Consider the following 20,496-nt stretch of genomic DNA (forward strand, 5'->3'; position numbering starts at 1 on the left):
TGACGAAGGTCGCTTTCCGCGGTTTACCCCCTTCCGCGGGTGCCGGCTCACCCGGTGAGGCAGGATGTCGCGTGATCGGCCTTCGTCAACAAAAGGGGACGGTATGCACGACGGCAGTGGCCGCATCGCGGTGCAGAATCTGAGCAAGCAGTTCGGCGCGGTCAACGCGGTCCAGAATCTGAGCTTCACGGTGGAGCCTGGTTCGGTGACCGGCTTCCTGGGGCCCAACGGGGCCGGGAAGACCACGACGCTCCGGATGCTGCTCGGGCTGGTGACACCCACGAACGGCACGGCGACCATCAACGGGCGCCCGCACGACCAGCTGGGGACTCCGGCGAGGGTCGTCGGTTCGGTGCTGGAGAACGAGGGTTTCCACCCTGGACGTACGGCGCGGAATCATCTTCGCGTGTATTCGGCGGCGATCGGGATGCCGGATCAGCGGGTGGACGAGGTACTGGGCCTGGTCGGCCTTTCGTCTGCGGCGGACCGCAAGGCGGGCGGGTTCTCGCTCGGTATGCGGCAGCGGCTGGCGCTGGCGACGGCGTTGCTGGGGAATCCGCAGGTGCTGGTGCTGGACGAGCCGACGAACGGTCTCGACCCCGAAGGCATCCTGTGGCTGAGGAACTTCCTGCGCGCGTACGCGCGTGAGGGGCGCACGGTGCTGGTCTCGAGCCACCTTCTGAACGAGGTGGAGCAGACGATCGACCAGGTCGTGATCATCAGCCAGGGCATGACTCGCTACAACGGTTCGCTGGACCAGTTGCGCAAGAGCAACCAGTCGCGGGTGCTGGTGCAGTCCGCGGACGCGAGCGGCCTCGTGGCCGCCTTGCAGGAGGCCGGCATCACGCAGGTCTCGCCGATGCCCGACGGCCGGGTCGCGGTCTCCGGTGCGACGGTGCAGCAGATCGGTGACATCTCCGCCAAGGCGAGCATCGCGGTCTACGGCATGCAGGAGGAGACCGCGGATCTCGAGCGGATGTTCTTCCAGCTGACGCAGGGCCAGTACTCCGCGCCGCAGCCCGGTTTCCAGCAGGGCCCGCCGCCGGGTTACCAGGGTCCGCCTCCGGGTTATCAGGGCGCGCCGCCCGGATACCAGGGTCCGCCTCCCGGTTACGCGCCGCAGAACACCCCGCCGCCCGGTTTCGCGCCGCCGCAGCAGTACCAGCAGCAGGGCCAGCCGCAGCAGCAACAGCAGCAGTACCAGCAGGCGCCGCCTCAGCAGCAGGCGCCGCAGCAGGGCCAGAACGAGGGCTGGGGAGGCCAGGGCTGATGGGCAACCTGATCAAGGCGGAGTTCCGCAAGACGCTCACGCTCAAGGCGTGGTGGGCGCTGATGATCCCCGCGGTGGTCTTCGCTTTCGCGTTCGCCCTGTTCTGGGGCATGGTCACCAACGACTTCAGCGACTTCCTCGGCCGCTCGGACACCCGTGAGCTGACCGAAGCGCTCGGCATCTCGACCGGCGAACTGCCCGTCGGACTGCTCGCCCTCGGGCACGGCATCAACATCGGCACGATGATCCCGATCATCTTCGGTGTCTTCGCGCTCGCCGGCGAGTACACGAAGAAGACGATCACGACGACGTTCCTCACCGCCCCGAACCGGGTTTCGGCGTTGAGCGCGAAGATGATCACCTACGTCGCCTGGGGCGCGATCTACGGTGTGATCATCGTGGGCGCGGCCAGCATCGGCACCGTGATCACGGTCGACAGCGAGCGTCTGCCGACGGCGGGCCAGTGGCTGGGCGTGCTCGGCGCGGGTGTGCTCGCGACGATCCTGGCGACCCTGTTCGGTATCGGGGTCGGCGCGGTCTGGCGCAGCGTGATCGGCAGCATCATCACACTGACCATCTGGATGCTCGTGGTCGAGAACGTCCTGGTGTTCGTGTCCTTCGGCGCCTGGGACATCACCTGGCTGGGCGGGGTCCTCCCGAACGGCACGGTCAACGGCATCGTGGGCGCCATCGGCGCGGAAGCCTTCGGCGCGGCCGGGGTGAAGGTGCCCGGCCTGCAGGACGAGACGGCGTGGGCGCTGCAGTACGCGGCCGGTGCCCCCGGCGCCTTCTCGTGGTGGGCCTCGGCGCTGATCTTCTTCGGCTGGACGATGGTCTTCTTCCTCGCCGGCTGGGCCGTGAACCAGAAGAAAGACATTACTTGATTTTTTATCGCGCGCTTCCGTAAACGTGCCGAAGGGGCGTCGACCCGCTTCAACCTCAGGTTGGGCGGGGAGGCGCCCCTTCATCACGTTTCCGGGGGCCTTCGGCCCGAAAGAGGGCGCGCGACGGGTGAAGTCTCCGCCGGGAGTGGGTCACGTCCTGGCCAGGAGTGGGTCGTGTCGTCGCGGGCGTGGGCCACTTCTCCCCGAAACCCGGCCGATCTTGTCGGTGCGGACGCCTAGTCTGGCGGGGTGACTACTGCTCCACCTCGTCCGCGTCAAGCCAGTCCGGCACGTGAGACCACCTCCGCACCCGCTGGAGGCTGGATCCGCCGTCTGGCCGCTTCGTGCTGGAAGCACCCGTGGCTGGTCGTGCTGTCGCTGGGCGCGGCGATCATCGGCGTCGGGCTGCAGGCCGCCGGTCCGCTGCTGATCCGGGAAGCGCTCGACAGCGCCGTCGCGGGCGACACCTCCAACCTCGGCTTGCTCGCCACCGTGATGGCGGTCCTGCAGGTGCTGACCTTCGGCAACGCCTTCGCCCGCCGGTACGTCGGCGGACGGCTGGCCCTCGACGTCCAGCACGATCTGCGCCGTCAGGTGTTCAACGCGGTCTCCCGGCTCGACGGCGGCAAGCAGGACGCGCTGCGCACCGGGCAGGTCGCCTCCCGCGCGATCTCGGACCTGCAACTGGTCACGTCGGTCCTGATGCAGGTGCCGCTCTCGGCGGGGTCGGTGATCTTCGCGCTGCTGTCGCTCGGCGCGATGCTGTGGATGTCGCCGACACTGACCCTGATCGCGATGGTGGTCGCCCCGGCGATCGCGATCATCATGGCGGTGAGCCGGAAGCGGCTCTTCCCCGCGACGTGGGCGGCCCAGCAGCGCGCGGCCGACGTCGCACAGCAGGTCGAAGAGACCGTCACCGGCGTACGCGTCGTGAAAGGCTTCGGTCAGGAAGCGCGAGAAGTCGCGAAGCTGGAGAAGACGGCGAAGAAGCTCTTCGCCGAACGCATGCGCGCGGCGAGGCTGTCCTCTTTGCCCACGGCGACGACAGCGGCACTGCCCGCGGCCGGCCAGGTCGCGGTACTGGCGGTCGGCGGTGTCCTGGCGCTGAAGGGCGAAGTCAGCCTCGGCACCTTCCTGGCCTTCGCGACCTATCTCTCCATCCTGATCGGCCCGGCGCGGATGATTTCGAGCCTCGTCGTCCAGGCCCAGCTGACCAGGGCGGGCGCGGAGCGGGTCAACGAACTGATCGACGCGCAACCGGACGTCGTCGACAGCCCGGACGCGCGGCCGCTGCCCGAAGGCCCGCTCGGCGTCCGGCTGGAGGACGTCTCCTTCGGCTACACGCGGTCGGATCCCGTGCTCGACGGTCTCACCCTGGAGGCCCTGCCGGGCGAAACACTCGCGCTGGTCGGCACGGCCGGTTCGGGCAAGTCGACGATCTCCCTGCTGCTGCCCCGGTTCTACGACGTGCACAGCGGTTCGGTCCAGGTCGGCGAACTCGACGTCCGCGACGTCCGGCAACACGATCTGCGCAGCGTGATCGGCGTGGTCTTCGAAGAGGCGTTCCTCTTCTCCTCGTCGGTGCGCGACAACATCGCCTACGGCAGGCCGGACGCGAGCGACGAGGAGATCCGCGCGGCCGCGCGGGCGGCGGAGGCGGACGAGTTCATCCAGCGTCTCCCCCAGGGCTACGAAACGCTCGTCGGCGAGCGCGGCCTCACCCTGTCGGGCGGCCAGCGGCAGCGACTCGGCCTGGCCAGGGCGCTGATGACCGACCCGCGTGTGCTGGTCCTCGACGACGCGACGTCCGCCATCGACACGGTCACCGAGGCGGCGATCCACGACACTCTGCGCTCGGTCACCGCGAGCCGCACGACCCTGCTGATCGCGCACCGCCGCTCCACGCTCGCCCTCGCCGACCGGATCGCCGTGCTGGACAAGGGCAGGGTCGTCGACGTCGGCACCGAGGAAGAACTGCTCGCGCGCTGCCCGCTGTTCCGCGAGCTCGTCGCGGGACCGGGTGACGACGTCGAAGAACCGCATCGCTGCGAAGGTCTCGACTGTGGTCCCGCGGGCATCACCCCGGCCCTGTGGCCGGAGCAGGACAAGGCCGACGAGCTGGCGGGCGAACGGAAGGACACCGGCGGCGAGTGGGACGTCAACCTGCCGCCGAGCGAGGAACTCATCGAAGGCGTCCGGAAACTGCCGCCCGCGACGGACGTCCCGCGCCTGCCGGGCACCGACGTCACCGCGCCCGAACCGAAGTTCCGCCTCGGCCGCCTGCTGAAACCGGTGCGCGGCCCGCTCGCCGTGGTGATCGGCCTGGTCGCGGCGGACGCGCTGGCCACCATCGCGATGCCCGCGCTGTACCAGCACGGCATCGACAACGGGGTGCGCGCCGGAGCGGAGGCGGTGATCTGGCTGGCCGCCGGGATCGGCGCGCTGGTGATCCTCGCGGACTGGCTCGTGGTCTATCTCCAGACCAAGATGACCGCGCGGGTCGGCGAGACGGTGCTGTATTCGCTGCGCGTCCGCAGTTACGCCCATCTGCAACGGCTCGGGCTCGACTTCTACGAACGCGAACTGTCCGGGAAGATCATGACCCGGATGACGACCGACGTCGACGCGCTCTCGACGTTCCTGCAGACCGGTGTCGCGCAAGCGGTGGTGAGCGCGTTGACCCTGGTCGGGATCGCGGCGGCGTTGATGATCACCGATATCGGGCTGGCGGCGTACGCGCTCGCGGTGCTGCCGATCCTCGTCGTGGCGACGGTGATCTTCCGCCGGGCGTCGTCCAAGGCGTACACCGAAGCACGGGAACGGGTCAGCGTCGTCAACGCGGACATGCAGGAGAACGTGAACGGGCTGCGGGTCGCGCAGGCGTACACGCGCGAGGAGCGCACGGCGGAGAAGTTCGCCTCCCGCAGCGACGAGTACCGGCGTTCGCGACTTCGCGCCCAGCGTCTTGTCGCGACGTACTTCCCTTTCGCCGCGATGCTTTCCGGGCTGGCCGAGGTGGTCGTGCTGATCGTCGGCGCGAACCGGGTCGCGGCTGGCACACTGTCGGCCGGTGTGCTGGTGGCGTTCTTGTTGTACCTTGGCCAGTTCTTCTCGCCGATCCAGCAGCTGTCCTCGGTGTTCGACGGCTACCAGCAGGCTCGGGTCGGCCTGTCGCGCATCGGCGATCTCCTGCGCACGCCGACTTCCGTTCCAGAGGCGGAAAAACCTGTCGCGGTCCCGGAGCGACTACGGGGCGAGGTCTCCTTCAAGGATGTCGATTTCGCTTACACCGCAACGGATGAGCCCGCTCTGACCCAACTGTCGCTGGAGGTCGCGCCCGGCGAGACCGTCGCCTTGGTCGGCGCGACGGGCGCCGGGAAATCGACGGCCGTGAAGCTCGTCGCGCGGTTCTACGACGCGACAGGCGGTGTGGTCCGGATCGACGGAACCGACATCCGTGAATACGATCTGGCCGCCTTGCGCACACGGATGGGCGTGGTACCACAGGAAGCACATCTGTTCTCGGGAACCGTCGCGGACAATGTGCGCTACGGCAGGCCTTCCGCGACCGACGCGGAGGTCGAGGAGGCGGTCCGTTCCGTCGGCGCGCTCGACGGTGTCGCCGCGCTCCCGGCCGGTTTCCACCAGCCCGTCGGCGAACGCGGACGGTCGCTTTCGGCCGGGCAGCGGCAACTCGTCGCCCTCGCCCGCGCCGAACTCGTGGACCCGGACGTCCTCCTGCTCGACGAGGCGACCGCGGCACTCGACCCGTCCACCGAAGCCGCCGTCCTGCGCGCGACGGAACAACTCTCTCGACGCCGCACGACTTTCGTGGTCGCGCACCGCCTCGCCACCGCCGCCAAGGCGGACCGGATCGTCGTGCTGGACCACGGCCGGATCATCGAACAGGGCACCCACGCGGAACTGGTCGCCGCCGGTGGCCACTACGCGCGCCTGTGGTCCTTGGGCTGAACGGATCTTTCGCCGGGTCCGCGGCCAGGACGGAGACGTGACTCGCGTGATCAGACGCCGAACTCACGTGTACGGCGTCTGATCACGCGAGATCCGTGTCCAAGCACGCGAGATCCGTGCCTGATCACGCGAGTTCGCTGCCGCGTCACGACCACTGGGGCCTGGTGGAGCTGGTATTGCGAAAGCCACCTTCGCGCCGCTTGGGCGGGAAGGGCAAGGTGCCGCGTGTCCCGAGCGCCCCGCACGGGACGCTCATCGTCTCGAGCGTGGCGCTCGGGACTCTCGTTCGCAGCCGCCATGCCTTGACGGGCAAGGGAATTTCGGTCGCGTCCGGGCACCGCACCTGTCACGCTGAGCGGCAAATGAAAGAAGAGATCCCGGCGCGGCAGATCCGCGCCGTCCACACCGAGACCACGATCCGCGTCTATCAGGCGTACTCGGCGGCCATCGCCGACGCCGCCCTGAAGGCGGGCACGTTCGTGCCGCCGTTCAAACGCGAACGCATGACCTGGATCAAGCCGTCCTTCCTCTGGATGGCGTACCGCTGCGGCTGGGCCGCGAAGCCCGGCCAAGAGCGCGTGCTCGCCCTCGACATCACTCGCGAGGGCTTCGCCTGGGCGCTCGGACACGCGGCACTCAGCCACTACGACCGCGACGTCCACCCCGACCAGAAGGCGTGGCGGAACGAGGTCAAGACCAGTCCGGTCCGCATCCAGTGGGATCCGGAGCGCAGCGTCCGGCTCGGCCCCCTGAAGCACCGCTCGCTCCAGATGGGACTGAGCGGCGAGGCCGTCGATCGCTATGTCGACAAATGGATCACCGCTGTCACCGACGTGACCCCGGTCATGCGTGAGATTGGCGCCTTGGTCGCGGCGAACCGCATCGAAGACGCCGAAGCGCTGCTACCGGCGGAGCGCCCGTACCCCGGCTAAGGCCGCCACTTGAGGCCGCTCATCCCGGCGACCTCCAGGTCCCGTTCCGAAGCCCACCGGAAGGTCCCCGGCCGGACGTGCACCCCGGCCGTCACCGCCCAGTCCGGCTCGTCGGGCTCGACGTGCTCCATCTCCTTGAAGTCGGCGAGCGTCGGCCACACCGCGGAGCACGAATCGCACATCAAGACGACCTTGCCGGACTCGGTGACCAGCGGGCGCACGCGCCCCTCGTCCCAGAACGACGGGCACTCGTCCAGCCACATCGGCTGCCACCACCTCTCGGGCGATCGGCGGCCGGCACGACACCGGCCGCATCCTCCACCGAGCAAAACCGTCTGACGTGAACTCCAGGCTGTCCCGACACGACGAACCAGTCAATCTTTCCCGACAAAACAGCGACCTGATCTGCACATACAGCGAAACGACAGCAAAGGTCCCCCGCTCCCCCGGCCGGTCGGCGGGGTGCCGGGGTTTCGATCTCTTGATCGAGACAGTGACCCATCGCCTAGTGCGCCACGCCTCACACAGGCCAGTTCCATCACACGGCCGCCACCGAGGGGGTTAGCCTGGTAGGCGCATCAGCGGTGTTCAAGATCTCGAGACGGATAGAGGCGAGTCCAAGCCGTGTCCAGCAGCAGCCCTGCGTCACAATTCGGCCCCAACGAGTGGGTCGTCGAGGAAATGTACGACCAGTTCCTCGCCGACCCCACCTCAGTCGATGCCGCCTGGCACGACTTCTTCGCGGACTTCAAGCCAACGCAGGACGCGCAGACGAAGGCTGACGACGCACGTCAGACCTCAGCGGAGACCGTCAAGGAGGGCGCGGGCGCCAACGGCCAGGCCGCCAAGCCGACGCCGCAGACGGTCCGCAACGCCGAGTCCACCGCGAAGCAGACCGCCCCGGCGAAGGCCGCACCCAAGGCAGCGGCGAAGCCCGCTCCGAAGGCCGCCGCGCCGAAGGTCGCCGAGAAGGCTCCCGCCAAGGCCGCCGAGAAGGACGCCGAGCCGGAGTCGAAGCAGCTCCGCGGCGCCGCGGCGGCGATCGCGAAGAACATGGACGCCTCGCTGTCCGTGCCGACGGCGACGAGTGTGCGCGCGGTCCCGGCGAAGCTGATGGCCGACAACCGCATCGTCATCAACAACCACCTCAAGCGCACGCGCGGCGGCAAGATCTCCTTCACGCACCTCATCGGGTACGCGATGGTCCGCGCGCTGAAGAACTTCCCGAACATGAACCGGCACTACCAGCTGATCGACGGGAAGCCGTTCGCGATCACGCCGGAGCACGTGAACTTCGGTCTCGCGATCGACATGAAGGGCAAGGAAGGTTCCCGCACGCTCGTCGTGGCCTCCATCAAGGCCACCGAGAACATGACCTTCATGCAGTTCTGGCAGGCCTACGAGGAGATCGTCAAGAAGGCCCGCAACGGCAAGCTGACCGCGGACGACTTCGCGGGCACCACGATCTCGCTGACCAACCCCGGCGGCATCGGCACCAACCACTCGGTGCCGCGCCTGCAGGCCGGTCAGGGCGCGATCATCGGCGTCGGCGCCATGCAGTACCCGGCGCACTTCGAGGGCACCAGCGAGAAGGCCCTGGTCGACCTCGGCGTGTCGAAGATCATGACGCTGACCTCGACTTATGACCACCGCATCATCCAGGGCGCGGAGTCGGGCGAGTTCCTCAAGCGCATCCACGAACTGCTGCTGGGCGAAGAGGGCTTCTACGACGACGTCTTCACCAGCCTGCGCCTGCCCTACGAGCCGATCCGCTGGGTCGCCGACATCCCGGACGGCCCGGTCGACAAGACCGCGCGCGTGATCGAGCTGATCGACGCCTTCCGCATGCGCGGTCACCTGATGGCCGACACCGACCCGCTGAACTACCGGCAGCGCAGCCACGCCGACCTCGACGTCCTCTCCCACGGCCTGACGCTGTGGGACCTGGACCGCGAGTTCCCGGTCGGCGGTTTCGCCGGCCAGGAGCGGATGAAGCTGCGTGACATCCTCGGTGTCCTGCGCAACTCCTACTGCCGCACCGTCGGCATCGAGTACACGCACATCCTCGACCCCGAGGAGCGCCGCTGGATCCAGGACCGCGTCGAGATCCCGCACGAGAAGCCGGACCCCGCCGTCCAGAAGTACGTGCTCTCGAAGCTCAACGCCGCCGAGGCGTTCGAGACCTTCCTGCAGACCAAGTACGTCGGCCAGAAGCGGTTCTCCCTCGAAGGCGGCGAGACCGCGATCCCGCTGCTGGACACACTGCTGGACAAGGCCGCCGAGCACGAACTCGACGAGGTCGTCATCGGCATGCCGCACCGCGGCCGCCTGAACGTGCTCGCGAACATCGTCGGCAAGCCGATCGCGCAGATCTTCCAGGAGTTCGAGGGCAACCTCGACCCCGGCCAGGCGCACGGTTCCGGTGACGTGAAGTACCACCTCGGCGCCGAGGGCAAGTACTTCCGCATGTTCGGCGACGGCGAGACCAAGGTGTCGCTGACCGCGAACCCGTCGCACCTGGAGACCGTCGACCCGGTCCTCGAGGGCATCGTCCGCGCCAAGCAGGACATCCTCGACAAGGGTGGCGAGGGCTTCACCGTCCTCCCCGTCCTCATGCACGGCGACGCGGCCTTCGCGGGCCAGGGTGTCGTGGCCGAGACCCTGAACCTGGCGCTGCTGCGCGGCTACCGCACCGGCGGCACCGTGCACGTCATCGTCAACAACCAGGTCGGCTTCACCACCGCGCCCGAGCACTCGCGTTCGAGCGAGTACGCCACCGACGTCGCGAAGATGATCGGCTCGCCGATCTTCCACGTGAACGGCGACGACCCCGAAGCGGCGCACTGGGTGGCCAAGCTGGCCGTCGAGTACCGCCAGGCGTTCCACAAGGACGTCGTGATCGACCTGATCTGCTACCGCCGTCGCGGTCACAACGAGGGCGACGACCCTTCGATGACCCAGCCGGCGATGTACGACATCATCGACACGAAGCGTTCGGTCCGGAAGACCTACACCGAATCGCTGATCGGCCGCGGCGACATCTCCGTCGAAGAGGCCGAGGCCGCGTTGCGCGACTTCTCCAGCCAGCTGGAGCACGTGTTCAACGAGGTCCGCGAGCTGGAGAAGCACGCGGCGAAGGCCAGCCCCTCGGTCGAAGAGGAGCAGCAGGTCCCCGCCAAGGTGCCCACGGCGACCACCTCCGAGGTCATCGAGCACATCGGCGACGCGTTCCTCAACGTCCCCGAGGGCTTCACCCCGCACCCGCGGGTCAAGCCGGTCATGGAACGCCGCCACAAGATGTCCCGCGAAGGCGGCATCGACTGGGCCTTCGGTGAGCTGCTCGCCTTCGGTTCGCTGGCCATGGAAGGACGCCTCGTGCGGCTGTCCGGCCAGGACTCCCGCCGCGGCACCTTCACCCAGCGCCACTCGGTGCTGATCGACCGCAAGAACGGCCAGGAGTACTCGCCGCTGGCCAGCCTGGCCGACGGCCAGGGCCGCGTGATGATCTACGACTCGGCGCTGTCCGAGTACGCGGCGGTCGGCTTCGAATACGGCTACTCCGTGGCCAACTCCGAAGCGCTGGTCATGTGGGAAGCACAGTTCGGTGACTTCGTCAACGGCGCGCAGACCGTCATCGACGAGTACATCTCCTCCGGCGAAGCCAAGTGGGGCCAGCTCTCCGACGTCGTGCTGCTGCTGCCGCACGGTCACGAAGGCCAGGGACCGGACCACACCTCCGGCCGCATTGAGCGCTTCCTCTCCCTGTGCGCCGAAGGCTCCATGACCGTCTCGGTCCCGTCGACCCCGGCGAACTACTTCCACCTGCTCCGCCGTCACGCCCTCGACGGAGTCAACCGCCCGCTGGTGGTCTTCACCCCCAAGTCGATGCTGCGCAACAAGGCCGCGACTTCCCAGGTCGAGGACTTCACCGGCCAGACGAAGTTCATGTCGGTCATCGACGACGCCGTGGTCGACCCGTCGAAGGTGCGCAAAGTCCTGCTGACCTCGGGCAAGCTCTACTGGGAGCTGGTGGCCGAGCGGACGAAGCGCGAGGCGAACGACATCGCGATCGTCCGGGTCGAGCAGTACTACCCGCTGCCGAAGAAGAAGCTGCTGGCGGCGCTCGAGCGCTACAACGGCGCTCCCGCGGTCTGGGTCCAGGAGGAGCCGGAGAACCAGGGTGCGTGGCCGTTCTTCGGCCTGAACCTGCCGCGGAAGCTCCCGGAGGTGTTCTCCAGCCTGGACGTCGTGTCGCGTCGCCCGATGGCCGCACCGTCGGCCGGTTCGTCCAAGGTGCACGAGGTCGAGCAGAAGGCGCTCATCGCGCGGGCCTTCGACTGATCGCCTAGAAGTCCGTGAAGGCCTCCTTCCCTACTCTCAAAGTAGGGAAGGAGGCCTTCACGGCGTTCGGGTGTCGAAAACGGCCGGGCCCGTTCGTGTAGGGGCAAACGACCGAAGGAGACACCATGAACACCCTGCTCGACGGCCTCAAGCTCCCCGAATCCGCGCGCTGGCACGACGGCCGTCTCTGGCTGGCGAACTGGGGCGGCGGCGAGATCCTCGCGGTCACCCCCGGCGGCGAGAGCGAAGTCATCGCGAACGTGCCGAACGCGATGCCGCTCACCTTCGACTGGCTTCCCGACGGCCGCCTGATCATCGTCGACGGCCCGAACGCGAAGCTGCTCAACGCCGACCTGAGCGTCTACGCGGACCTCGCCCCCGTCGCCGCGTTCTGCAACGAGGTCGTGGCAGACGGCCGAGGAAACGCCTTCGTCAACGGCTCGCACGACCTCCAGGCACCCGGCGTCCTCGCCGTCGTCACCCCGGACGGTGAGGTGCGCCAGGTCGCCGACGGGATCCTCTTCGGCAACGGCATGGCCGTCACGCCCGACGACAAGACGCTGATCGTCGCCGAGTCGTACGGCAACCGCCTCACCGCGTTCGACATCGGCGAGGACGGTTCGCTGTCCGGCAGGCGGGTGTGGGCGGACCTCGGCGGCGATCACCCCGACGGCATCTCCCTCGATGCCGAGGGCGCCGTCTGGTACGCGGACGTGGCGGCCAAGCACTGCGTCCGCGTCCGCGAAGGAGGCGAAGTGCTGCAGAAGGTCGAGTCCGATCGAGGCTGCTTCTCCTGCACCCTCGGCGGCGAAGACGGGCGTTCGCTCTACGTCCTCGCCGCCGAGTGGCACGGCTGGGAGAACCCGTTCGGCGACGGGCCGACCGGGCAGGTCCAGGTCGAAAAGCTCTAGCCGATCGCCTCGGAGGTCGCCTTGGCGACCTTCAGGGCGTTCTCCTTGCACAGCTTCTGGTCGATCGGCTTGGACGGCTCGGCACCGCTCACGATGATCTGTGCTTCGACGTTGCCTTGGTAGAGCTTGATCGAGCACTGCCCGTCGGACCGGATGTCGTTGTAACCGGCCTTGGTCGCCTTCGCGAGCGTGGGGATCACTTCGCCGCCGTCCCGCATGGCGTTGTCGTAGCCCGCCTTCGCCCAGTCCTCACCGGAGCCCGTGCCAGGTTCCTTCGACTTCGACAGGTACATGGTCACCAAAGCCGACGGCGCACCGGATTCACGCCAGGAGCACGAAGAGGACGTGTAGACGATGTCGTTGTTCGACGTGCTCGCCGGCTCCTCGCCCTTCGGCGTTTCGAGCGGCGGCAAGTTCCGCACCCCGCTGCCGATCTTCTCGCATCCGGGCATGGACGTGTACTTGTCCGGCGGCCCGGCCTTCTTGGACGACGTCGGCGCGGCGGACGAAGACGAGCCGGAGTCGTCGGAGAGCAGCAGGAACGCCGCGACCCCGCCACCGCCGAGCAGGACCACGGCGCCGAGCACGAGCCCGATGATGAGCCCGGTGTTCGACTTCTTGGGCGGCGGCCCGTATCCGGGCGGCGGATACCCTGGATACCCCTGCGGTGGATACGGCTGCTGAGGCCCCTGATGATAGGGCGGTCCGGGCTGCATACGCAGAGGCTAAAGCCTCGTGATGGTCCTTAGTGGACGAACGCCCCGATTGGGCGCGCGTCACACTAGTTCTGGACGATGACTTTCACCGCGGGCGACCAGGACGCACCGTTCGATCCCGTGGCCAAGGCCGACACCGTGTGCTCTCCGTTCGAGATCTGGGTCGTATCCCAGTCGATGTTCCAGTTGAGCCCGGACGTGGCGGTGCCGATGAGCGTCTGCTGGGCGACGTAGAACGCCACCGTGGTCGCGTTCGTGGCCGTGGCGTTCACGAGGACCGTCCTCCTGACCGTCTCTCCCGTCGCCGGGCTGGTGAGCGTCGCCGTGACCCCGGTCGGGCAGGCGTTCACCCAGGAGCACATGTTGAGCACGATGATCCCCACCGCGGCCCCCGCCCCCGCCAGCAAGGCCTGCAGGATGACCACGACACCCGCCGCCGAAATGGCGAGACCGACCGATCCCAACAACACCGCGCAGGCGATGACGGGGGCGGCGCCTGCCGTGAGCAACGCGGCGGCGAGCCCGAGCAGCGCGGCGGCCGCGACGGCGACGACCCAGCAGGTGATCTTGCATCCCCAGCACCCGCTGGCCCCCTCTGGTCCCGCCCCCAGCGCATCCCGGTCGGCGAGCGGGGTCAGCGTGTTGTAGATGGTGGGGTACTGCGCCGCTGTCGGCATCGTGGAGAAGAACACGTAGGAGCTGTTGTCGGCGTTCTCCACCGTGACGGTCCAGGTACCCGGCATGGGTGTCCGGATCATGCAGCTTTGCAGCATCCTCGGGTCATTGTTGTTGCACACGACGAAACGGGCGTCGGTCTGGCTGGGCGTCACCGTATTGCCACCGGGGTCCTTCAAGGTGACATTGACCCCGGCGGGATAGGCACCGCTTTCCGTTGTCACGCTGCCCATGAGAAAAGGCACGTCATGGTCGACGACGATCGTCAACGTTTGAGTGGAGTCCTCACTCAAAGTGCCTCGCAAAGCCGCCAGCGGATGAGTCGACCCGGATCCCACCGAGCCCTCCCCTTGGGCGGGAACCACGTATCCCGCACAATAACAATTCGGACCGTCGACTTGGTTCTCGACGAGCACGGCCACCTTGCCACCCCTTTGCGATACCACCGAAACGCTGGACATGTCCGTGCCACCGACACGCCGACCGCAGGCACATCAAGGAAACCACGGGTGCCGCGATCGGGTTCGACCACGGAATACGGATTCGTCTTCGTCTTTCACAGTGCGATGGCCGAATAGGCGACCATTTACCGTGAGGCGTACGCGCCGACTCCAAGAAGGATCCACCCGGCGGCCTGACCTGCCCAGACCTGTTCGGCGATGTCAGCCTTTCGAGGATGCTTCGTCACCCATCCGCAGCCGACCTCATATCACACAGAGACCGGACTCCCTGTCGCCGCGAAAGGCGCGGAAACAACACTCGGAAATTGGCGAACTTTTGACAAAAAAGCAGGTCCGACATCCATTGTGGACAAACGGAAAGGCCCCCTTCCCAGCAGGAGGAAGGGGGCCTTCACGTACTCCAGGGATGGATCAGACGGTCAGCGACCAGCTGTTGAGCGTGCCGGTGTCGACCCGGTACACGTCCTGCACCTTGAGCTTCCAGGCGCCGTTCGCGGCCTCGGCCGCGGCGTTGACGGTGTACGTGGTGTTGATGTTGTCGGACGAGTCGTTGCTCGAACCCTTCAGGCGGTACGAGGTGCCGTCCGGCGCGACCAGGTCGATGACCAGGTCACCGACGTAGGTGTGGGTGATGTTCACCGCGACCTTGGTGGTGCCCGAAGCGTTGCGGGCGCAGTTCGCGACGGTGATCGTGCTCGTCACCGCGGCACCGGCGTCGGGGATGGCGATGACGCCGCTGTTGGTCTGCGTGCCACACGGCGTCGGCTCGGGGCCGGGGCCACCGCCGGTACCGGTGTTGAGCAGCACGTTCGGCGAGCCGGCGCCGGGGCTGGTCACCTTGTCCTTGACGCCCGCGTTGACCAGCGCGTCACGGACCTGGGCCGGGGTGGCCGTCGGGTTGGCGGAGACGTACAGAGCCGCCGCGCCGACGACGTGCGGGGTCGCCATCGAGGTGCCGCTGATGGTGTTGGTGCCGTTGTTCAGCCACGCCGACGTGATGCCGCTGCCCGGCGCGAAGATGTCGAGGCAGGTGCCGATGTTGGAGAAGTCGGACTTGGCGTCGGTGTTCGTGGTCGAGCCGACGGTGATCGCCTCGGGCGTGCGGGCCGGGGAGGTGTTGCACGCGTTGGCGCCGTAGTCGTTACCGGCCGCGACGCCGTAGGTGACGCCTGCCGCGATCGACCGCTGGACGGCCTGGTCGAGCGTCGCCGAGGCGCCGCCACCGAGGCTCATGTTCGCGACGGCGGGCTTGACGGCGTTCGCGGTCACCCAGTCGATACCGGCGATGACACCGGCGGTCGTCCCGGAACCGGAGCAGTTCAGCACGCGGACGGCGACGAGTTTGACGCCCTTGGCCAGACCGTGCGCGGTACCGCCGATGGTGCCGGCGACGTGGGTGCCGTGGCCGTTGCAGTCCGTGGCGTCGTTGTCGTTGTCGACGGTGTCACGGCCGTGCGTGGCGCGGCCCCCGAAATCGGGGTGCGTGGTGAGGATGCCGGTGTCGACGACGTACGCGGTGACGTTCGACGCCGTGGTGGTGTAGCTGTACTTCTGGTCAAGCGGGAGGCTCTGCTGGTCGACCCGGTCGAGGCCCCACGACGGCGGGTTCAGCTGATCCGTCGAGATGGAAACGGTCTGGTTCTGCTCCACGTAAGCGACCGCGGGGTCGGCGGCGACGCGCTTCGCCTGCTTTTCGGTCAGAGCACCGGAGAAGCCGCGGACCGACGACGCGAAGGTCTTCTCGACCGTGCCGCCGTGCCGGTTCGTCACGCTCTTCGCGGTGGCCTCGACCGACGAGCCGTCCTTCAGCACGACGATGTAGCTGTCCTTGATCGCCTTCGCGCTGCCCGCGTTGACGATCGAACCTTCCGCCGCCGACGCGACGGTGGTGCCGCCGAGCGCGGTCAGCACGGCGACAGCCGCCGTGACGCCGAATACCGGCAGTCGTCTCTTCAAGGATCCCAGGGAATTGTTCAAGATATTCCTCCCAGGCAGGGTCGACCCGCGGACATGAAGGCCCGCCGGATCGTTGTGGGGGTGCATCAGAGGTGAAGCGCGTTCACTCAAGAGCGCAGGCTGAGACTAAGTCCCGTTTTCACCCCAAGGAAGACCTTGCATTACGGACAACCCGGTAGTAATGGGCGCCGCATCGACGCAGCTCGGGCACCGATCAGCCCCCGCCTTTAGTCGCGTTTTACGCCCGTACGGCCCACGAAGAATTGGGAATCCGCACATCTGGTGGTCGCTTCCCGGACCACCGATCGTTTCAGCGGCGTGGAAGTACACACGGATGGCCGCCTACTAAAGTCGCGACGTCCTCGCGCGGAAATCGATTTCCATCCTACCTTCGGAGGGCGCACACTCTGGCGCATGCTGATCCGACAGGAAATCCCGGCCGACATCGAGGCGATCCACGCCGTCCATCTGGCCGCGTTCGCGAAACACAGCGTCCCGGTGGTCGAGGCGAAGCTCGTCGACGAGCTCCGTGCGGACGGTGATCTGATCGGCGCACTGTCCATCGTGGCCGAACGCGACGGGAAGGTCGTCGGCCACGTCTGCTGCAGCCCGTCCCGGCTCGGCTCCGACGAGAAGTCGACGGTGGGCCTCGGCCCGCTCGGCGTCCTGCCCGAGCATCACGCCACCGGCGTCGGCTCCGCGCTCGTGCACGCCGTCCTCGGCGCGGCGGACGCGCTCGGCTACGGGGCCGTGGTCCTGCTGGGCGACCCGAACTACTACTCCCGCTTCGGCTTCGTACTCGCCGAAAGGCACGGGATCACGCCGCCGGTCGCGGACTGGGCGCCGCATTTCCAGGTCCGCACCCTGCGCGCGTACACCCCGGAACTCCAGGGCGAGTTCCGCTATTCCCCGGCCTTCGACCGCCTCTAGGCGGGCGCGAGAAGGTTGTTCCGGCGCAGGAACTCCTCGGCGACGTCGAGCGGGTTGCGCTTCTCCTCGCTGAACTGGACGTTCAATTCGGTCAGCTGATCAGTCGTGAGCGCGGCCGAAACCCGGTTCAGCGCGTCGACCTCCTTCGGCGACAACGTCCCCTTCGCGACGAGGGGGACGATGTTCTGCGCGGGGAACATGTTCTTGTCGTCCACCAGCGGCACGAACCCGTTCGCGGCGATCGACGACGACGTGCTGAACAGGTCGGCGACCTGGATGTCACCGGACTTCAGCGCCGCGACCGTGACCGGGCCGCCGGTGTCGGTCGTGCGGATCTCGGCGAACTCGCAGCCGTAGAGGGTCTTGATCTTGTCTTTCCAACGGCTGCTCCACTGGCCGGGACCACCGAGCACGAGTTCCTTGCACCGCTTGCCGAGATCGGAGAACGTCCTGATCCCGGAATCGGCGAGTTCCTTGCGCACCACCAGAAGATCCTTGTCCTCGGCCGGCGCCTGTTCGAGCACCTCGAACCCGGACGGCAGCTTCTGCTTCAGCTGCGCGTAGACGTCCTGCGGGGTGGTCGCCTGCGTGTCCTTGTCGAAGTAGCGCAACAGGTTCCCGCTGTAATCCGGTACCACCGAAAGCGATTTGTCCTGCAATGCCTTGACGACGACCTCGCGGCTGCCGACCGGCGGGCGCACGGTCACGTTCTCCGCGCCCGCGTTGCGCAACGCTCCCGCGTAGATCTGGGCCAGCAGAAGACTTTCCCCGACGTCGGACGCGCCGATGATGATGTCACCGGTCGTACCGCCTTCGGCACCACCTGCGAGCGGGTTGCCACAGCCCGCCGCCAGCACCGCCAGCAAAGCGATCCCGGCGCAGAACGCCGCCACCGTCCGCCTCATGCCTTCGCCTTCTTCCCGCTCGCCACCTGCGCCAACCGGACACCCTTGGGCACCAGCAGCCGCTGGACGCCCGCCAGTGCCAGATCCAGCACGACGGCGAGCAGCGTCGTCAGGAGCGCGCCCGCCACCACCTGGGGATAGTCCAAAATGGCCAGTCCGTCGAGCAGGAACCGGCCGAGCCCGCCGAGCCCGACGTACGCGGCCACGGCGGCCGTCGCCACCAGTTGCAGCACCGAGTTCCGCACCCCGCCGAGCACCAGCGGCAGCGAGATGGGCACCTCGACCTTCCACAGCCGCTGCCAGCCGGTCATCCCGATGCCCTGCGCCGCGTCGACCACGCCGTGGTCGGTCGCCTGCAGGCCCGCGTACGTCCCGGCGAGGATCGGCGGGATGGCGAGCACAACGAGCCCGATGATCGTCGAGATCTCGCTTTCGGTGAAGAGCAGGAACAGGAAGGTCACCAGTCCCAGCGTCGGCAGCGCGCGGATCGCGTTGCCACCGCTCACCAGCAGGACCGCGCCGCGGCCGGTGTGCCCGACGTAGAGCCCGAGCGGGATCGCGATGATCAGCGCGAAGACCAGCGCCAGCACCGTGTAGCCGAGATGCTGCAGCAGCCGGGTGAGGATGCCGTCCGGGCCCTGCCAGTGGGCCGGGTCGCCGAACCAGTTCAGGACGTCGCCGATCATTTCGCCCCCGCCGTGGTCGCCGCCCGGTCCCAGGGCGTGAGGAGATCGCGGAGCCGGACCAGCAGCAGGTCGACGATCAGCGCGAGCAGCAGGGTCGCGACGATCCCGACGACGATCGGCGAGAAGTACTCGCGCTGGAAGCCGTCGGTGAACAGCACGCCGAGCCCGCCGGTGCCGATCAGCGCGCCGACGCTGACCAGGCTGATGTTGCTGACCGAGGCCACCCGGACACCCGCCGCGAGCACCGGCACCGAAAGCGGCAGCTCCACGGTGAGGAAGCGGCGCGCGGGTTTGTAGCCGACCGCCGTTGCCGCGGCGACGACATGCGGCGGGACGGCGTCGAGCGCGTCCAGCACCGGCCGCACCAGCAGGGCCGAGGTGTAGACGGTCAGCGCGACGATGACGTTGACGCTGTCGAGGATCTTCGAGCCGATGATGCCGGGGATCACCACGAACAGGGCGAGCGACGGGATCGTGTACAGCAGGTTCGACACCACCAGCAGCACGGACCGGACCGCGGCGAACCGGTGGCCGAGCCAGCCTGCCAGCACCGCGATCACCAGGCCCAGCACCAGCGGGACCAGCGAGAGGTAGATGTGGTCCAGCAGGTCGCCGAAGAACTGCGAGCGGTTGTTGGCGCTGCCCAGATAACGTCCGAGCTCCGCGAAGAAGTCGCCCATCAGGAACCCAGTGGCAGCGTTTCGATCACTTCGAGTACTTGCCGGGCTCTGACCACGCCGAGCACCTTGTTGCCGTCGTCGACCACCACGCCGAGGCTGGCGGGCGAAGACAGCGCCGCGTCGAGCGCGCCGCGGATCGGCGATCCCTTGACGTACAGCGATCCGCCCGCGACGAGGTCGGTCTCGGCGAGCTCCCCGTCCACAGTGGACCCAGGACGCAGCCAGCCCCGCGGCTGGCCTTCGGCGTTGACCGCGACCAGCCATTCGTCGGACGGACCGGGGACCGGCTTGCCGACCTCGACCCGGTTGATCTCTTCGACGACGATCCCTTCCGCCGAAAGGAAGGAAAGGCCGCGGTAGCCGCGATCCTTGCCCACGAACGACGCGACGAAGTCGTCGACGGGATGGCGCAGGACCTCGGACGGCGTGCCGTACTGCGCGAGCACGCCACCGACCCGGAGCACGGCGATCTTGTCGCCGAGCCGCACGGCCTCGTCGATGTCGTGGGTGACGAACACGATCGTCTTCCCCAGCTGTGACTGCAGGCGCAGCAGCTCGTCCTGCAGTTCCTCGCGGACGATCGGGTCGACGGCGGAGAACGGCTCGTCCATCAGCAGCACCGGCGAATCCGCCGCGAGCGCCCTGGCGACGCCGACGCGCTGCTGCTGGCCGCCGGAAAGCTGGGCGGGGTACCGCTTGCCGAGCTCCGCCGGCAGGCCGACGGTCTCGAGCAGTTCGGCCGCGCGCTTGCGGGCCTTGCCCTTGTCCCAGCCGGTCAGCAGCGGCACGGTGGCGACGTTGTCCAGGACTGTCCTGTGTGGAAAGAGCCCGGCGTGCTGGATGACGTAGCCGATGCCGCGGCGCAGCAGCGCCGGGTCGCCTTCGCTGACGTCCTTGCCGTCGAGCAGCACGGCGCCCGACGTCGGCTCGACCATGCGGTTGATCATCCGCAGCGACGTGGTCTTGCCGCAGCCGGACGGGCCGACGAAGACGGTGATGGTGCCGTCCTCCACGGTGAGGTTCAGGTCGTCGACCGCGACCGTCCCGTCCGGGTACCGCTTGGTCACGCCACGGAACTCGATAGTCACGTGTCTCTCCCCATGTCTGGTCGAAAAACCGTAGCCCACATCGGCCCTGTTGGCACGGTGTCTCAGCGAACGAGTCACTAGGCTGCGAG

Annotated in this window: 15 protein-coding genes; 7 read left to right on the forward strand and 8 right to left on the reverse strand. The window is 67.8% G+C overall.

Annotation, left to right across the window (positions count from 1 at the left end):
- The first annotated feature begins 103 nt into the window (after positions 1–103).
- The 4 genes from AMYAL_RS0110730 to AMYAL_RS0110745 all read left to right on the forward strand — a co-directional run bounded on the left by AMYAL_RS0110730 (position 104) and on the right by AMYAL_RS0110745 (position 7,058).
- Positions 104–1,270, forward strand: coding sequence for an ABC transporter ATP-binding protein (locus AMYAL_RS0110730; RefSeq protein ID WP_020631308.1), 1,167 nt, complete (start codon positions 104–106; stop codon positions 1,268–1,270).
- A complete protein-coding gene (locus tag AMYAL_RS0110735) occupies positions 1,270–2,154 on the forward strand; it encodes an ABC-2 transporter permease (protein WP_020631309.1) in 885 nt (294 codons plus the stop codon). The genes AMYAL_RS0110730 and AMYAL_RS0110735 overlap by 1 nt, the downstream gene beginning before the upstream one ends.
- Positions 2,155–2,403: 249 nt before the next feature.
- Positions 2,404–6,126 (forward strand): ABC transporter ATP-binding protein, encoded by a 3,723-nt coding sequence (locus AMYAL_RS0110740; protein WP_425332186.1) that lies wholly within the window; start codon positions 2,404–2,406, stop codon positions 6,124–6,126.
- Positions 6,127–6,488: 362 nt separating this feature from the next.
- Complete coding sequence (locus AMYAL_RS0110745) at positions 6,489–7,058, forward strand: DUF4291 domain-containing protein (protein WP_020631311.1); 570 nt, start codon at positions 6,489–6,491, stop codon at positions 7,056–7,058.
- On the opposite strand, the gene AMYAL_RS0110750 is transcribed toward AMYAL_RS0110745, so the two are convergent.
- Entirely contained in the window at positions 7,055–7,321 is a 267-nt protein-coding gene (locus AMYAL_RS0110750) for a hypothetical protein (protein WP_020631312.1), read from the reverse strand. The two genes, AMYAL_RS0110745 and AMYAL_RS0110750, sit on opposite strands and share 4 nt — an antisense overlap.
- 361 nt (positions 7,322–7,682) lie before the next feature.
- On the opposite strand from AMYAL_RS0110750, the gene AMYAL_RS0110755 reads away from it, so the two are divergent.
- Positions 7,683–11,399 (forward strand): multifunctional oxoglutarate decarboxylase/oxoglutarate dehydrogenase thiamine pyrophosphate-binding subunit/dihydrolipoyllysine-residue succinyltransferase subunit, encoded by a 3,717-nt coding sequence (locus AMYAL_RS0110755; protein WP_084702110.1) that lies wholly within the window; start codon positions 7,683–7,685, stop codon positions 11,397–11,399.
- Positions 11,400–11,524: 125 nt separating this feature from the next.
- The gene (locus AMYAL_RS0110760; RefSeq protein ID WP_020631314.1) at positions 11,525–12,310 is read left to right on the forward strand and encodes an SMP-30/gluconolactonase/LRE family protein; all 786 of its coding nucleotides are present in this window, start codon (positions 11,525–11,527) and stop codon (positions 12,308–12,310) included.
- Here the strand turns inward: AMYAL_RS0110760 and AMYAL_RS0110765 are convergent.
- The 3 genes from AMYAL_RS0110765 to AMYAL_RS0110775 form a co-directional block, all read right to left on the reverse strand.
- A complete protein-coding gene (locus AMYAL_RS0110765) occupies positions 12,307–13,026 on the reverse strand; it encodes a hypothetical protein (RefSeq protein WP_020631315.1) in 720 nt (239 codons plus the stop codon). The two genes, AMYAL_RS0110760 and AMYAL_RS0110765, sit on opposite strands and share 4 nt — an antisense overlap.
- Before the next feature lie 65 nt (positions 13,027–13,091).
- Positions 13,092–14,123 carry an Ig-like domain-containing protein gene (locus AMYAL_RS0110770; protein WP_143267687.1) on the reverse strand — a complete coding sequence of 344 codons (1,032 nt, stop codon included), beginning with the start codon at positions 14,121–14,123 and terminating at the stop codon, positions 13,092–13,094.
- Positions 14,124–14,573: 450 nt separating this feature from the next.
- On the reverse strand, positions 14,574–16,139 hold the full coding sequence (locus AMYAL_RS0110775) for a S8 family peptidase (RefSeq protein ID WP_051137519.1): 1,566 nt from the start codon (positions 16,137–16,139) through the stop codon (positions 14,574–14,576).
- A gap of 393 nt (positions 16,140–16,532) precedes the next feature.
- Here AMYAL_RS0110775 and AMYAL_RS0110780 point away from each other — a divergent pair, with 393 nt between their 5' ends.
- Positions 16,533–17,048 carry a GNAT family N-acetyltransferase gene (locus AMYAL_RS0110780; RefSeq protein ID WP_020631318.1) on the forward strand — a complete coding sequence of 172 codons (516 nt, stop codon included), beginning with the start codon at positions 16,533–16,535 and terminating at the stop codon, positions 17,046–17,048.
- Here the strand turns inward: AMYAL_RS0110780 and AMYAL_RS0110785 are convergent.
- From AMYAL_RS0110785 to AMYAL_RS0110800, 4 genes are read right to left on the reverse strand one after another with little or no spacing between them, the layout of a single operon-like run.
- Positions 17,045–17,953, reverse strand: a complete 909-nt coding sequence (locus AMYAL_RS0110785) for an ABC transporter substrate-binding protein (RefSeq protein WP_020631319.1) — start codon at positions 17,951–17,953, stop codon at positions 17,045–17,047. The two genes, AMYAL_RS0110780 and AMYAL_RS0110785, sit on opposite strands and share 4 nt — an antisense overlap.
- The gene (locus AMYAL_RS0110790; RefSeq protein WP_020631320.1) at positions 17,950–18,639 is read right to left on the reverse strand and encodes an ABC transporter permease; all 690 of its coding nucleotides are present in this window, start codon (positions 18,637–18,639) and stop codon (positions 17,950–17,952) included. Before AMYAL_RS0110790 ends, AMYAL_RS0110785 begins: the two co-directional genes overlap by 4 nt.
- A complete protein-coding gene (locus tag AMYAL_RS0110795) occupies positions 18,636–19,319 on the reverse strand; it encodes an ABC transporter permease (RefSeq protein WP_020631321.1) in 684 nt (227 codons plus the stop codon). Before AMYAL_RS0110795 ends, AMYAL_RS0110790 begins: the two co-directional genes overlap by 4 nt.
- Positions 19,319–20,407: an ABC transporter ATP-binding protein gene (locus tag AMYAL_RS0110800; RefSeq protein WP_020631322.1), complete on the reverse strand. Its 1,089-nt coding sequence runs from the start codon at positions 20,405–20,407 to the stop codon at positions 19,319–19,321. The genes AMYAL_RS0110795 and AMYAL_RS0110800 overlap by 1 nt, the downstream gene beginning before the upstream one ends.
- Positions 20,408–20,496 lie beyond the last annotated feature (89 nt).

Origin of the sequence: Amycolatopsis alba DSM 44262 (genome assembly GCF_000384215.1) — a bacterium.
Lineage (GTDB): Bacteria > Actinomycetota > Actinomycetes > Mycobacteriales > Pseudonocardiaceae > Amycolatopsis > Amycolatopsis alba.

What these genes read in the sequence shown, in the direction of transcription:
- AMYAL_RS0110730 (WP_020631308.1), top strand. Translation starts at nt 104, where the DNA reads ATGCACGACGGCAGTGGCCGCATCGCGGTGCAGAATCTGAGCAAGCAG.
- AMYAL_RS0110735 (WP_020631309.1), top strand. Translation starts at nt 1,270, where the DNA reads ATGGGCAACCTGATCAAGGCGGAGTTCCGCAAGACGCTCACGCTCAAG.
- AMYAL_RS0110745 (WP_020631311.1), top strand. Translation starts at nt 6,489, where the DNA reads ATGAAAGAAGAGATCCCGGCGCGGCAGATCCGCGCCGTCCACACCGAG.
- AMYAL_RS0110750 (WP_020631312.1), bottom strand. Translation starts at nt 7,321, where the DNA reads ATGTGGCTGGACGAGTGCCCGTCGTTCTGGGACGAGGGGCGCGTGCGC.
- AMYAL_RS0110760 (WP_020631314.1), top strand. Translation starts at nt 11,525, where the DNA reads ATGAACACCCTGCTCGACGGCCTCAAGCTCCCCGAATCCGCGCGCTGG.
- AMYAL_RS0110765 (WP_020631315.1), bottom strand. Translation starts at nt 13,026, where the DNA reads ATGCAGCCCGGACCGCCCTATCATCAGGGGCCTCAGCAGCCGTATCCA.
- AMYAL_RS0110780 (WP_020631318.1), top strand. Translation starts at nt 16,533, where the DNA reads ATGCTGATCCGACAGGAAATCCCGGCCGACATCGAGGCGATCCACGCC.
- AMYAL_RS0110785 (WP_020631319.1), bottom strand. Translation starts at nt 17,953, where the DNA reads ATGAGGCGGACGGTGGCGGCGTTCTGCGCCGGGATCGCTTTGCTGGCG.
- AMYAL_RS0110790 (WP_020631320.1), bottom strand. Translation starts at nt 18,639, where the DNA reads ATGATCGGCGACGTCCTGAACTGGTTCGGCGACCCGGCCCACTGGCAG.
- AMYAL_RS0110795 (WP_020631321.1), bottom strand. Translation starts at nt 19,319, where the DNA reads ATGGGCGACTTCTTCGCGGAGCTCGGACGTTATCTGGGCAGCGCCAAC.